The 14802-nt window shown below is 58.3% G+C and carries 7 protein-coding genes; 1 reads left to right on the plus strand and 6 read right to left on the minus strand.

From position 1 onward, the window contains the following. Positions 1-2: 2 nt before the first annotated feature. The 5 genes from QZ460_RS02350 to QZ460_RS02370 all read right to left on the minus strand — a co-directional run bounded on the left by QZ460_RS02350 (position 3) and on the right by QZ460_RS02370 (position 10353). Complete coding sequence (locus tag QZ460_RS02350; protein WP_290539984.1) at positions 3-1691, minus strand: glucoamylase family protein; 1689 nt, start codon at positions 1689-1691, stop codon at positions 3-5. A 65-nt stretch (positions 1692-1756) separates the two neighbouring features. Next, complete coding sequence (locus tag QZ460_RS02355) at positions 1757-2623, minus strand: LamG-like jellyroll fold domain-containing protein (RefSeq protein ID WP_290539985.1); 867 nt, start codon at positions 2621-2623, stop codon at positions 1757-1759. Positions 2624-2641: 18 nt separating this feature from the next. Continuing rightward, a complete protein-coding gene (locus QZ460_RS02360) occupies positions 2642-4198 on the minus strand; it encodes a RagB/SusD family nutrient uptake outer membrane protein (protein WP_290539986.1) in 1557 nt (518 codons plus the stop codon). A gap of 14 nt (positions 4199-4212) precedes the next feature. After that, positions 4213-7245: a TonB-dependent receptor gene (locus QZ460_RS02365; protein WP_290539987.1), complete on the minus strand. Its 3033-nt coding sequence runs from the start codon at positions 7243-7245 to the stop codon at positions 4213-4215. Positions 7246-7467: 222 nt separating this feature from the next. Next, complete coding sequence (locus QZ460_RS02370; protein ID WP_290539988.1) at positions 7468-10353, minus strand: triple tyrosine motif-containing protein; 2886 nt, start codon at positions 10351-10353, stop codon at positions 7468-7470. An 80-nt stretch (positions 10354-10433) separates the two neighbouring features. Between QZ460_RS02370 and QZ460_RS02375 the strand changes: the two genes are divergently transcribed. After that, a complete protein-coding gene (locus tag QZ460_RS02375) occupies positions 10434-11951 on the plus strand; it encodes a serine hydrolase (protein ID WP_290539989.1) in 1518 nt (505 codons plus the stop codon). A 122-nt stretch (positions 11952-12073) separates the two neighbouring features. Here QZ460_RS02375 and QZ460_RS02380 read toward each other — a convergent pair whose 3' ends face one another. Then, positions 12074-14641 (minus strand): zinc-dependent metalloprotease, encoded by a 2568-nt coding sequence (locus QZ460_RS02380; protein ID WP_290539990.1) that lies wholly within the window; start codon positions 14639-14641, stop codon positions 12074-12076. Positions 14642-14802 lie beyond the last annotated feature (161 nt).

Raw genomic sequence — 14802 nt, forward strand, 5'->3', positions numbered from 1 at the left:
AGTTAATTTATGTCTTCAACGGTGAATCCCAGACGTTCGAGACCGCGCAGGACGTCGCCGTCCTTCATGAACGTATTCCACAACAGCCCCGTCCGATGATTCTCGATCATGACCACGATCGGGCCCTGATCTATGGCAATGTGCTGGCCGCGGTCGAACCACTCCTCCGTCAGATTGAAGGCATCCACAAATCCGTAGCGGGTCCAAAGGCGGTCGCCCAACTTGTAGTAGAAGAACCGCAGCGCCCGCATGGCTTCCTCCGGCATATAGGGCAACGACGACAGGGCGGCCGTCGGTGCGATCGTTCCCCGGTCGTTGGTCGGCGACGAAGCCGTATATCCGTCCTTGATATCGCTGGCCGTAAGTCCCCAGCAATCGGGGCCGTAGCCGTCGTATTCCTTGGGATTGAGCACACAATATTCGTAATTGATCCGGGCGTGGGCGCAGACCTGCTCCCAATAGTCGGCATAGGAATCCCGGATCCGGCGCGGATCGAGACCCAGGAACGAATAATGGGCAAAAAACAGGGGTCCTCCCAACTCTTCGCCTAGAGGCAGGGTCGTGCCGTAGTATTTCCGTCCGTTCTTCATGGCTCCGGACCGCGCCCAACCCTCATCGTAGACCTTCCGGTCGATGGGATGGGTCGGCGACGAGGCGGCCAGCACATAGACGATCAGGGCTTCGTTCCATCCGCAGATCTTCATGTTCATGGCCCAGGCCTTATCGGGGCTCCAGTGCCAGTACAAGGCATTTTCGCTCCCCTCCCTGGTAAAAAACGACCACTCGACGGCCTCCCACAGATCGGTAATCACCGCCCGGAGTTCACGCTCCGCGGCCGAATCCCGATCGAAATAGGCCCTTGCGGTCAGCAGTCCCTGGAAAAGCAGGGCCGTCTCGACCAGATCGGCACCGTTGTCGTTCTCGGAAAAGGGCTTCGTGAGACCCGTGTCGCCGTAAATCCAGTGAGGAAATGCCCCGTGATATGACACGGCCTTGTTCTTCAGGAAATCGGCGATCTTCATCACCCGTTCGCAGGCCTGCTCGCGCGACACGAACCCGCGCTGGGCCGCAACGCACATCGCCATGACACCGAATCCCGTACCGCCCGACGTGACGACCGTCCCCGAGGTGGTGCGCTCCCGGGCCATTCCGCTGTCGGGTTCGGCACCCTCCCAGAAATAGCTGAACGAGGCGGACTGGACCTTGGTCAAAAGCTCCTGATCCGTAATCCGGGGGAACTCGTCAAAAGGCAGCAGCCCCGTGGTGATGCGGATGACCTTTCCCGTGAAGATCTTCTGCCCGTCCGCGGACTCCAGGCCGGAATCGACCTTCAACCGATAGGCCGAGAAGGATTTCACGCCGCCCGATACCTTGAGCCGGACCTGCCGGCCCCCGTCGTAGAGGATCTCCGCGTCGACAACGCTGCCCTGCTCCGTTGCCAGCTCGATGTTTTTCCGAATCGCAGCCTCCCTGAGCGGAGCCGTAAAGGTGAGGATCAGCTCGGAAAGATCGGTCACGCGCATAAAACCGTCCAACCCTTCCTGCTCTCCGACCGACACCCGCTCCAGCGCAAAACGTCCGCCCGCCGGAGCGTCGTTCTCCGGGATCCGCGATCCGGAACAACCCAGAATACCCGCAAGCAGACAAACCGGAATCAGGAAGCGGCCGTATGAATTCATGATACGTAACATATATTTTATTATAAGGAAGAGGGTATTTTCAGGCAAATACCCTCTTTGTCAAATGGTAGATTCGATTATTTGGTTTTCTCGTACAGTGCCGCAACCTGTGCCGCCGACAGCGCCTCGCCGAAGAAATTGAATTCATCCAGAAGTCCGTCGTAGAACGTGCCTCGGGCGGGCCAGTTCTCAATCGGGGTCAGCCCCACCATCGCGGGGAATGCCCCGAGGCAGATCCCCGAAATCTCGTCGAACTTCAAGGCCCCCATGCCTCCATTGCGTAATTGGCGGTGACATACCTCGGCACCCTGGTTATAGAGCGTGATGGTCGACGTCGCGGCATCGTAGGTCACTCCCACGTGGCGCCATTTGCCGGCCATATGCTGCAGACGGGCCTCGTCTCCGGCATCGAACCAGGCATCGGGACCTCCTTCCGTCCCCGTCGAACGCAGGTAACCCTTCACGAAAAACTCCTTGGGGTCCTCCTTTCTGAACGTCTCCACGAAGAGCAACAGATTGCCAATTTCCTGATCCTTATGTCCCAAGGCGAACAACGAGCAGGCCGAAGGGTTCTGCCCCTCCCAGTTCACCCACATGAACACCGAGAAACTCCCCAGGTTCTTCAGGCGCTCCATTCCCGCAGCGTCGGGACGGATCATCAGTGCCGTACCGTCCTGATTGCGGTAGGCCCTGCCGTCCCGTTTGCCGGCCTCGAATGCGGGAGCCACATCCCGGTAGGCGGTCATCGTGGCCTTGAGCGTCCCGTCGAGCGTCAGATCATCCTCAAACGAGGCGTGGAACAACGGCGCGGGAATCGGGACCTCCACCCCTGCCTCCCGGGGATAATCAAAGCCCGGATTCTGGCCCAAATCCTGTTTACACGACGCAAAGGTCAAAGCGGCCGTCGCTACCGCCATCCATGTAAAATAATTCGCGATTTTCATGATTCGTCCTGTTTTTGATTATCCGACATAATCGGGATTCTGAACCAACACCCCGTTCGACGCGTCGATCTGGGTCTGAGGCAGAGGCAGGTATTTGTTCTTGTCCTGATAGCCCTGCGGCCCCAGCACCTCGACGGCCTCGTTCCAGCGGACCAGATCGTAGAAGCGGTCGAACTCCAGAGCCAGCTCCACGTGGCGCTCGTGGTGAATGGCCTTGCGCAGCTCGGCCTGATCGGTCGTCGTCACCTTGGGCAGGACATCGGTGCGCGACCCGCGGGCACGCTTGCGCACCGACTCCAGCAGGTCGAGCGCCTCCCGGGTATAGGTCCCGCCGCCCATCTCGCAGGCCGCCTCGGCAGCCATCAGCACCACGTCCGAATAACGGATCATGCGGATGTTGTACCAGAAACCGTTTCTGTTGCCGTAGAACTCCCTGAGCCGGGGGCTGCAATAGGCCTTCTTGTTGAAGAACACGCCATCCAGACCGTCCTGGGCCACGAGCTTCTCGTTGAAGGGTCTATTACCGTCGGCAGGGGCGTAATCGGGCCACGGCTTGGTCGGGGTCGAGAAATAGAGCAGGGTCTCGTCGCGGCGGGGATCGCCCGCTTCAAAGGCTTTGAACAGCTCCATTGTCGCCATGTGCCATCCCCAGCCCAGGTCCGACGAACCGGCTCCGCGGCAGCCCTGCACCTGGCAGAACTGGCTGCCCAGCTTGTCGGTCGAAGGCTCGGCCGTGGTTGCCGTGCACTGAAGCTCCCAAACCGACTCCGAAGAGTTCTCGCCCTCCTCGCGGAAGATCTTTTCAAAGGGCGTTTTCAGATCGTAGCGTTTGGAGTCGATCACCTGTTTGGCACATTGATACATCTGCGGCCACATCCGCCGCTGGGCATAGCTCTTTGCGTGGAGGGCACGGGCGGCACCCGACGTAAGACGGCCGATGAAGCGGCTCTCCCAGCTCAGCGGAAGCCCCTCGGCAGCCGACAGGTCCTCGTCGATCTGCTTGTAGATGGCGTCGACAGGACTTTTGGGAATATTGGCCTGCTCGGAATTCTCGATGGCGAAATTCACCAGAGGCACCTCTCCGAAGGCACGCACCAGATTGAAAAAGCACCACGCACGGAAGAAACGGGCCTCCATGATACACTGCATCTCGGCCTCATTGAGCTGCGCCCCGCCGCTTTGCGCCTTGTCCGCCTGGGCGATGATCGTATTGGCGGCGTTGATGATCTCGTAGTTCGTCGACCAGTAGGGATTCAGCAAGCCGTTTCCGGCCGTATACTGATAGCCGTCCCACATGGGCGTATGCTCCGCGCCGTCGGTCTTGACCGATCCCTTGCGCGAATCCTCCGAGCGGTAATAATGGAAGGCAAAAGCCGGTATGCCGGCCGTGATGTTGTAGTTGCGGGCCATGGAATACAGCGCCATCACCTGCGAGAAGTAGGCCCCGCCCTCGACATCGTCGATGGTCCATTCGCCCTGGGGGCGCTGGTCCAGCAAATCGCTACAAGCTCCCGCAGCGACAACCAACGCAAGACCCGCTACGGCCAATCTGATGTTCTTCAATATGTTCTTCATGGGATAATCCTGATTTAAAATGTGACATTTACACCGAAAGTGATCGTGGTCGGCATCGGATAGGTATATCCATCGTCGATGCCGAAGGCCAGAGCCGAACCGCCGATTTCGGGCGTGTAACCCGTATTGTGGGCCCATGTGGCCACATTCTCGACGTTCATGTAGAGGCGCAGCCCCTTCAGACGGAGTTTGCGGATGATGCGGTCGCCGAAACGGTAGCCCAACTGGATGTTCCTCAGACGCAGATAGCTTCCGTCCTCGATGTAATACGACGAGTTTTCCTTCTGCAAGGCCCGTCCCGAATCGAGGATCGGCTCCCAGTTCGAGGTACCCTCGCCGCGCCAGCGGCCCAGACGCTTGGCGGGATAGTTATACTGGGCAAACGAGGTCATGAACCCCGCATTGTAGATCTCATTGCCGTAGACGCCCTGGAAATCCAGCCCCAGGTCGAAATTCCGATAACCCAGGTTCAGCGAATAGCCATACGTGAAGTCGGGCGTGGGGTTGCCGATCATCGTGCGGTCGGCATCGTTGATGAGGCCGTTGCCGTCGACATCGCGGAACTTCAGATCGCCCGGAGCGGGCGCAGCCAGCGAGTTCTTGGGCGAGCGGGCGATATCGGCCTCGTTCTGATAGACGCCGACCACCTCATAGCCATAGAAGTATCCGATCGGCATTCCCGGCATGGACACGGCCACATTGCGCGAACCCTCGTGGTAGTTCTTGCCCAACTCGAGAACCTTGTTGTCGATGGTCGTGAGGTTTGCGGACAGCGAATAGGTGAAATCCTTTCCGATCTTGTCGCTCCACGATGCAGCCAACTCAAAACCCCGGTTGCGGATCTTGCCCGAGTTGATCAGACCGTCCTGAGCACCCATGAACTTCTCCAGATAGCAGATCAGATCCTCGGTCTGCTTGTTGTAGTAGGTGACATCCAGATGAAGGCGGTTTTTGAGCACCATCATCTCGAGTCCCGCCTCCCACGACTTGGTCCTCTCCCAACGCAGATCGGTGGCCAGATAGGCCTGGGAATAGGAGGAGATGATGTTGTCGCCGAAGATGGCATTCGAGGAGTTGAGCGTCGGGAACGAAGGATAGAAACCGCCGGCCGAACCGATGTTCTGATTGCCCAGCACACCATACGAACCTTTGACCTTCAGATAGTTGATAAAATTCTGACGCTTCATGAAATCCTCCTCCGAGACGACCCATCCGGCTCCGATCGAGTAGAAGTCGTCCCACGTGTTGCCCGAATATTTGAAGACCGACGCTCCGTCACGGCGGTAAGAGAGGTTCAGCAGATATTTGTGGTCATAATGATACAGCGCACGGAACATGTAGGACATCGTGAAGCGTTTGTACTGCTGGCCGCTGTTGGTTGCCGACGAGATGTCGCCGATGGAGGAGATCCACCATTTGTCGGGATCCTCCGGGATGATGATATCGGCCGAATTGATATTCTGGCTGCGCCCCGCCGTCAGGGACTCGAACTGGGTGTAGTTGGTCGAGAATCCGGCCATCAGGGTCAGCGCATGCTTTTGGGCAAAGGTCTTCTGGAACGTGAGGATATAGTCCTGCTGGGCGTTGAGCGTGTTGCTCTTGGTCTGCGACAGGGACTGGATCTCGGACCGGGGCGCGATCTTGTCGATCGTGGGATCGTACTCGAACATCACGGGGCGGAACAGACGGTTATTGTTGGACTGATAGTCCAGAGCAAATGCCGCGCGGAACTTCAGCGAGGGCAGGAAATTGATCTCGCCCCACACGTTGCCGCCCATCCGGTAATTCTGGGCGATGTTGTGGTTGGCAAACCGATCGACCTCGATCATTGGGTTGGCAAGCTGGGGGCTCTGGAAGGAGGGCATCTTGTAATAACCGCCGGTCTTCGCGTCGAAAATCGGGGCGATGGGCACGGCCTGCACCGCCGAAGTCACATCCTTGGCATCGGCCGGCATCATGTAGGCACCGTTCAGCTGCACGCCGAACTTCACCCAGTCCTTCATCCGATACTCGTCGCTGAAGTTGAAGGTAACCTTCTGCATCTCTTCGTTCTTGATGTTGCCCTGCTCGTAGGTATAGCCCACACCCAGGTAGAAGTTGTGCTTCTCGCCCGAGCCCATCACACTGGCCGTAGTCTGGCTGATCACGGCATTCTGGAAAATGGCATCCTGCCAATCCGTATCCGCGGTATAGTGGGTGTAGTCGAACGGATCGCCGTCCATGTTGACCGTCTGCTCGTTGAAGAGCTCGCGGAACTGGGCCGCATTGGTCAGCGAGAGCCGGTGGCCGACATGCTTGACACCGACCGACTGGTTGATATTCACGACGGCCTCGCCCTGCTTGGCCTTTTTGGTCGTGATGATGATCACACCGTTGGCTCCGCGCACGCCGAAGATCGCCAGCGACGAGGGATCCTTCAGAATCTCGAACGATGCGATATCGTTGGCATTCAGGAATCCGATGTTGTCCGTAAACATGCCGTCGACGACATACAGCGGAGAAAAGCCGTTGATCGAATTCGTGCCCCGGATCCGGATTTCGGGATCCTGTCCCGCGCGTCCCGTATTGGTGATCTGCACTCCGGCGATACGGCCCTGCAATGAGGCCAACGGGTTGGACGACGGTCTGTTGGCGATCTCCTCGGCCTTGACGTTGACAATGGATCCGGTCAGGTCGCGTTTCTGGGCCGTGCCGTAGCCGATGACGACAGCCTGGTCGATCATGATGGCTTCCGTCCCCAAGGTCACCGTGAGGAATTCGGACGAAGCCTTGACTTTCTGAGCTTTCATGCCGACGAACGAAACCTCCAGCTCCTCGCCCTCCCGGGCCTTGAGCGTGAAGTTGCCGTCGACATCGGTCAATGTACCCACCGAGGTACCCGCCACCACGACAGTGGCTCCCAATACGGGATTTCCGCTTTCATCGATCGCCCTGCCCTTCACCTCGACGGTTTGCTGTGCAAATGCACCCGCAGAGGTGGCGAGCAGCAGAAGGACCGTTGCAAGGATCTTGACAAAAAGACAATTTTCAGGTCGATTCTTTTTCATTTGGATTTTAGGTTAAGTTGTTTTTTCGAAGGCGGACGATTTGGTCGATACAGCGTCCACCCGTCATGTCGGAGACAAATTTAACACGAAAGAAACAACAAAACCCGCCTCGCACTTCATCACGGCTACTCCAGGCTCAAACAAGCCATTTAAAGAGCCTCATTTTCGCCACTCAAAAATTAGGTACTCTCTATCAATCAGTATATTAATATTTCTTAAATACTACTCATCGGCCCGCTCCTCCGATTCGTCATCGGGGACGATATCCAGGAGAAATTCATTGAGGTTGCGGTCGGGGCTGAGCCCGATCTTCTTGCGGATGCGGTATCGGTTGTTCTCGACGGCCCGGACGGAAAGCCCCATGAGATTGGCGATCTCCTTGGTGCAAAGATTCATCTTGAGGCAAGCGCACAGACGGAGATCATTGGTCGTAAGTTCCGGGAAACGCTGTTTCAGGACCTGGAAATAAGTGACATGGGTCTGCTCGAATTTGATCAGGAACACCGCCAGGTCGCTCTCCGAATCCATCTTCGCCGCGACATAGGAGTTGACCTTATTGCACAGCAGGGCCGAGGTCGTGCTACCGTATTTTTGCTGGAAGTCGTTGACCATCTCCCGCAGATGCAGGATCATCTCGTTCCGCCCGACCAGCGTGGAACTCTGGGAGAGCAACTCCGCATTGCGGGCCTGCACCTCCTCCGACAACCGGCGGTTCGACGCACGCAGGCGAACGATCTCCTTCAGGCGCAGCCCCCGGAGATAGCGTCTGCGGTAGAAGCGCATCACCAGCAGCCACGCCAGGACAAACACCAGGACCGAAGCGAGCATGTAGCCGATACCGGCCCACGGAGTGAGATACCACGGCGGAAGGATCGTGAACCGATAGCGCACCGGTTCGGACCAGCGTCCGAAATTGTCCCCGGCCTCCACTTCGAAGACATAATTGCCGCGGTCCAAACGCTCGAAGAGATGGATCCCGGCATTGCGGACCTCGGTCCATTCGTCATCCACCCCCAGCAGCCTGTAACGGAAGATGCCGCCCTCCAAAGGCATGGCATCGCCGGTCGTAAAGCCGAACTGCAGCGAATTCCGCCCGTAGGGAATCTCCACGCCTCCCGTTTTGCGGGGATCGAGCCACTGATGGTCGCCCCGGCCCCCGTATGCCTTTCCGCTTGCGATCCGGGGCGGTGCGGGCAGCTCCTGCCGCCGGATTTGGCCGGGCCTTATGATGTCAAACCCGTCGTCGCGGCACAGCAGGAAGCGGGCCGAGTCCAGACGCGCGACGTGTTCGTAGCCCAACGGCATGTTGCGGCTGTCGACACCCCCGCACGGGATGAACTCGGCCGAACGAACTCCGTCGTAGCGCAGTTTCCACACGCTGTTGTTGCAAATCACACCGTATTCGTTTTCGCCCACGGGGAAGACCGACTTCAGCCCTTTCAGGCCGCTTCCCGCCGAATTGAGCACCGAGTCCGGCTCGATCCTGTCGGCAAACTCATTATAGCGGTAGAAGCGGTCCTTGCCGTAGAAGGCAACACGGCCTCCGACCTTGAAGATCTGCAACCGGTAGGGCAGATCGTCGTCGGCACTCCCGCCGAAGAGCCGCGTGTCGACGATCCGGCTGCCGGCCGCATCCAGCCGACAGCGGTACACGCCCCTGAGGGGATGTTCCAGCCACAGGTTGTCCATGTAATCGGCCTCGACGCGATAGACGCCCTGATCGAATCCGTCCTTCTCGGAGAAGCTCCCGTCCGGATTCTGCTGACGGAGCCGGTAATAGGAAGCATAAAAAATCTGCTGCCGGTCCTTCAGCCGCACCTCCTTCAGGTGATATCCGCCCATCGCCGACACCTGCTCGAGCCCCATGTCGCGCCGCACTTCATAAAGTCCCGAATTGTGGCAGACGTAGAGCCGGCCCCCGATCTTGCCGAACGACCAGGTCTGCCCCTTCAATCCGCTCAGGAATTCGAAGTCGCGGAGCGTGTATTCCCCCTCCAGTTTCGAGCTGTCCAGGTAAAAGACACCCTGATTCGTCGCCAAAAACAGACGCCCGTTCCACACACAGGCATCATAGACCGAACCGATGTCCCATTTGGACGAATGGTGGAAGTCCACCCCGTCGCTGTACGACAGATAGGCCAGCCCCTGGTCCAAGGCGACGCAGACATTCCCGAACTTGTCTTCATACAGAGCCAGCACACTGTTGTTGTACAATTTGTTTTTGGTGGAGATCACCCTCAGGACATTCCCTTCGAGGTCCGTTTCGTAGATGCCGCCGAGAATCGTCCCGAAGACAAAGGTGTTGCGCGAAGTGCGTATTCCGCAATTCAGTTCCTTTTCGATCATCCTCCGGGAGAGGTTCCCGTTCCAGGGGCTGAACGTGCGCCCGTCGTATTTCCACAGGCCCTTGTTCCCCGTGCCGATGACAAATTCACCCTCCCTGCCGGCCGGCAGGGCCACCTGCACGGTCGTATGGCCGAACAGTCCCCGACTCTGCTCGATGCGGTGAAAGGCGTTGTTCTCGAAGCGGTACAGATCGCCCGACATCTCCTGGGCCCAGAATTCGTCCCCGACCTTGATCAGAAAAAGAATCGTGAGGTCGGTCTCGATCTCGCACGTCCGGTGGAAGTCGTAAAGATACAACGAGGAAAAAGACTGGAACAAAACCCCTCCGGGGACCTGATAGATGCGCCAGAAATCGTTGTCCGAGAGTTTGTCGCGGTCCTCGGCCCGGATCAACGACGTGTAGACCAACTCGCCCGAAACATCCCGATCCCAGCGGCCGAAATCCTCGAATCCGCCGGTAAAGATCACATCGTGGGAATAGGCCTCGACCGATCGGACATAAGAACGCGTCGCGGTGGGATGCAGTTTCCAGGCCAGCCCGTCGAACTCCAGCAGTCCCTGATCGTTGCCCACATAATAGGTTCCCAGATCATCCTCGTCGATACACCAGTTCTTGTTGGCCCCCTGGTAATCCTTGGGGACGACATTGATGACACGCGGGTTCCACGCATATATATGTACGGGCAGAAGCGACAGACAGAACCACAGGCAGAAGCGATTTTTCATGATGTCCGATTTTTCGAAACCGTAAAAATAATACATCTTTTTTCATTTAAAAAATCGGATAAAAATCATCCGCCCTTATTACCTTTGTCCGAAGACTCTTGCTAAAACCCGAAATCATGATCCAACGAATCGCAACCTTCGTCGTCGGCCTTGTTCTGCTGGCACACCCCCTCGCCACGTCGGCCCAGATCGGCGACCTTCCCCGCTCGACCCCCGAAAAGGAGGGAATCGCCTCCGAAAGGATCGACAACATGATCCGCGCCCTGATGAGCCTGGAGAAGACCGAAATCCACAGCGTCATGATCGCACGCCACGGAAAAATCATCACCGAGGTCTTTCCCGCCCCCTTCAGGCCCGAGTACGGGCACACGCTCTACTCCTGCTCGAAGACCTTCATGGCGGCAGCCGTCGGCAAGGCCATCGAGGAGAACCGGCTCCGGCTGGAGGACCGCGCCGCCTGCTTCTTTCCCGAGATGCTCCCCGGCCAGATCTCCGACGATCTGGCCCGGATCACCATCCGCGACCTGTTGACCATGCAGGCAGGCATCACCCCCGATTGGGAGATGAGAAACAACTGCGACAACTGGCTGGAGAGCTACTTCGCCAAACCGGTCACCGCTCCCGGATCGAAATTCCAATACGACTCGATGTGCAGCTATGTCCTCTCGGCCATCCTCCAGCGGGTAACGGGCCTGACAACGCTCGAATACCTCAACGACAGGCTCTTCCGCCACATGCATATCACGGATGTCGCCTGGGAGAAAAGCCCCGAGGGCTTCTCCACGGGAGGCTGGGGGCTTCATATCCAGAGCGAGAGCATGGTGAAATTCGGGCTTCTCCTGCTCAACAAAGGCATGTGGCAGGGGAAACGCCTTCTGCCTCAAGAATGGGTCGAACAGATGATGACACCCCAGGCCGACACCGGGGGCGAGGGATACGGCTACCAGATGTGGATGTGCCGCCAGCATCCGGGGGCCGTCCGGGCCGACGGGGCCTTCGGCCAGTACATCCTGGTCATCCCGTCCCACGACATGGTCGTCGTGCTCACCGAGGCCACGCTCCTCGACGGCAACACCCAGCGGGATCTCGTCTTCGAGCTTCTGGGCTCCATCTCTCCGGAACGACGCTCCATCGGGGATCCCGGCCGCCCCACCCACCGGGAATATGCCCTGCCCTGCGTCCCGGGCAAGCGGAGCGGGAAATTGGTCCGCAGCCTCCTGAATCACAGTTTCAAACTGCAGGACAACAAGTTCGGATGGAAGGAAATCTCCTTCGCGACCCGAAATCCGGTCCTGCAAATGCACATCACGCCCCAGTCCGGGGAGGCCTTCACCATCGAATTCGGCTACAAACAGTGGGTCGAAACCACCCACAAGGCCTACCCACCCTATTCGATATCGGCCAGAAACCGCTTCGCCGGAATCGAAAAGAAATCCATCGTCGGCGGATCATACGCCTGCCCCACCGGCAGCACACTACGCCTCAAAGCCCACTGGATCAACTGGATCTCGTCGTTAGACATCCTCATCCGCACCGCCGGGGACACGATTCGCCTGGAGGTAGCCGAAAACTGCTCCTCCCAACCGTCCCTCATCATAGAAGGCCTCCGTAGCGACACACCCCAAGACAAATAACCGCCCGAACCGCCCATGCCGGCAACACACGGCAACACACGGCCCCTCACGGCAACGGGGTTGCACCGCTTCTGGTGCAACCCCGTTGTTTGTTTGCGGATCGGTGCGAACCGCCCAATTGCTCAATGCGTGGAGAACGCGGAATCGATCAGATACAGCAGATTCTGATAATGGCTCTTCACGATGCCGGTCGAAGAGGCGGACATCCGGGGCAGGGCTCGTCTCAGTTCGGTCAGCTGCCCGCGGGCAATGACCGGCGCTTCGGACGATGTGGAGAACGGGAGCAGGCCATAGCCCCCCGGACCGCCCGCCGAATCGGACGAATCGTGCGGGGTATCAAGCATGGAGATCAAGGCATTGACGTATGTTTTCTGCAGGTTGCGCCGGGAATCCGTCGGCCGCTGCCCCGAGGTAATGTCCGACCAGATCGTTTTGTGCAGATCGCCGAACAGGTCTTGAACCGTATATGCCCTGGCGCCATTCACCCGCTCATTGTTGGTCATTTTATCGAAGGTTCGGCTGCTAAGCAACCTCTTCAACACCTTCGTCTGGATGCGCGTAACGGCAGAATAGGTGTTGATTCCCGTGCGTTCCTCCAGTCCGGTGTCCCGAAGCCACGCAGGCATGTCGAAGAGCTCCCTGTTCAGGAAGGCAACGGCTCGCTGCTGGATCTCCTTCGGAACATATTCCATGGCCTTCACCTCGGTCTGTTCCACCGAAATCGGATTGCTGTAAATGCCGGCCACATTGGCCGCCACATGCCCCATATACAGGGTAAACTGCCCCAACAGACTCTGGTACAGATAAACGGCCTTCGTGTATCCCTCGTTCGGTTCGTAGGTCCAGTCCAGAATGTTGGGCATGATCCTCTTCAGGTTTTTAATGCCGTAGGTACCGGCCAGCATGGCGTCGTCGCCCAGGTCCTCGCTCTGATTGCGGGGATCGTTCCGGTCCAGTTCCGTCCCGAAGGAGTAGCGCTTGTCGGCTCTGAGTTTTTCGATGATCCACTGGTTCAGATGCGGCTGCTCCTCCTCGGCGGTCTTGTATTGGGGGAACCACCGGTAGCCCCACTCGATCGCCCATTTGTCGTACATGCCCACACGGGGGAAGATCCCCTTGCGCGAGATGCTGTCTTCGGGCTGGGCCACGTAATTGAAGCGGGCGTAGTCCATGATGGAAGGCGTATGTCCGTTGGCCTCGACCCACTCCTTGTCCCTGAGCTTCTCTACGGGCACCGTATGCGACGATCCGAAATTATGGCGCAGGCCCAACGTATGGCCCACCTCATGGGACGAGACGAAACGGATGAGCTGCCCCATCAGTTCGTCGTCGAACCGGGGCTTGCGCGCTGCCGGATCGACGGCCCCGGCCTGAATGACATACCAGTCGTGGAGCAGACGCATCACGTTGTGGTACCAATTGATGTGCGTCTCGAGAATCTCTCCGCTACGCGGGTCGTGCACATGGGGTCCACTGGCGTTGGGGATGTCGGAGGGCTTGTAGACGATGGCGGAGTGGCGGGCGTCTTCCAAGCTCCACGTCGGATCGTCGACAGGGGCTTCCCGGGCCATAATCGCGTTTTTGAAACCGGCCTGTTCGAAGGCCACCTGCCAGTCGTTCACCCCCTGGATGAGATAGGGGACCCATTTCTTGGGGGTCGCCGGGTCGATGTAGATCACGATCGGCTTCCGGGGCTCGACCAGCTCGCCTTTCAGATAGCGCTCCACATCCTCCTCCTTCGGCTCCAAGCGCCAGCGGGTGATCCGGGAGCTGTATTCGACCTCCTGGGGATTCCGGTCGAAATCCTTGTAGCCCACCGCAAAATAACCGACCCGTTCGTCGTGTATTCTGGACTTCATCGGTTCCTTGGGCAGCAGGAGCATCGAGCTGTTGAGCTCGTAGGTCAGCGGCGTGTTGGACGAGGCGAAGAACTGCGCCAGGAAGCGGCTCAACTCCGAATCCATCGACTTCGACCTCTTGAAGGTCCGGACCGTGCGCACCTCGATATTCCGGGGAAAGGCCTTCAGCGTATCGATATAACTGGCATCGCCGATCATGCTTCCGGCGCCGATCTCGTCCTTGCGGTTGTCATCGAACGAGAACATTTCATGATCCTTGCGGATATAGTCGGTCATGTCGATGACAAAATGCTTGACCGCCCCCTCCTGACGCACCGCCTGAAGCGGGAACGTGACCACGATGGGCTGGATATTCGAGTTGCGGACGGCCTGATACAGCCCCGCCGTATCCCGGGCGTGTTCCAGATAGGAGACCTCTCTCACGAACAGGTTCTTATCGTTGCCCTCCTCGAAACGGATCACCCGCTCGCCGATGTGGTCGCCGGGATAGCCCACCTTGCGTTTCTGCAGATCGACCGGAGCCTTGACGATCCGATTGACCACCAGAATGTCGCGACCCAGCAGCGAGTCGGCGATCTCGAAGAAATACTTGCCTTCCACGTAATGCACCCGGAAGAAGCCGTCCATGGAACGCGCCTGACGGGTGATCACCTCGTCGTAGGGTTTGATGACCCCCTTCTTTTTCGAGAGCGAGTCCTTTTTGTCCTTTTCGGCCGACTCCACCTTCGGCTTTCTCTTCTTAGCCTTTCCTCCGAACAGATCATCGGCCTGAGCCCCGAACGAGGGGAGCAGCAGGGCCAGCAGGATGAAGGCTGAAACTGTTTTTTTCATATCGTATGCAAAATTTTCAGGAGCGACCCGTTCCGTGCCGACTTCATAGCGCCGGAAATGGAGCTGCCAAAGCGGAAAGAGGATCTTCCGGATCTGCAGCCCCATGTGCCCGGGCGAATCGACTCCGGCCCAAAAACCGGCCGGGGTCCTCTCGCCCTGTC

Origin of the sequence: Alistipes sp. (genome assembly GCF_020026455.1) — a bacterium.
GTDB lineage: Bacteria > Bacteroidota > Bacteroidia > Bacteroidales > Rikenellaceae > Alistipes.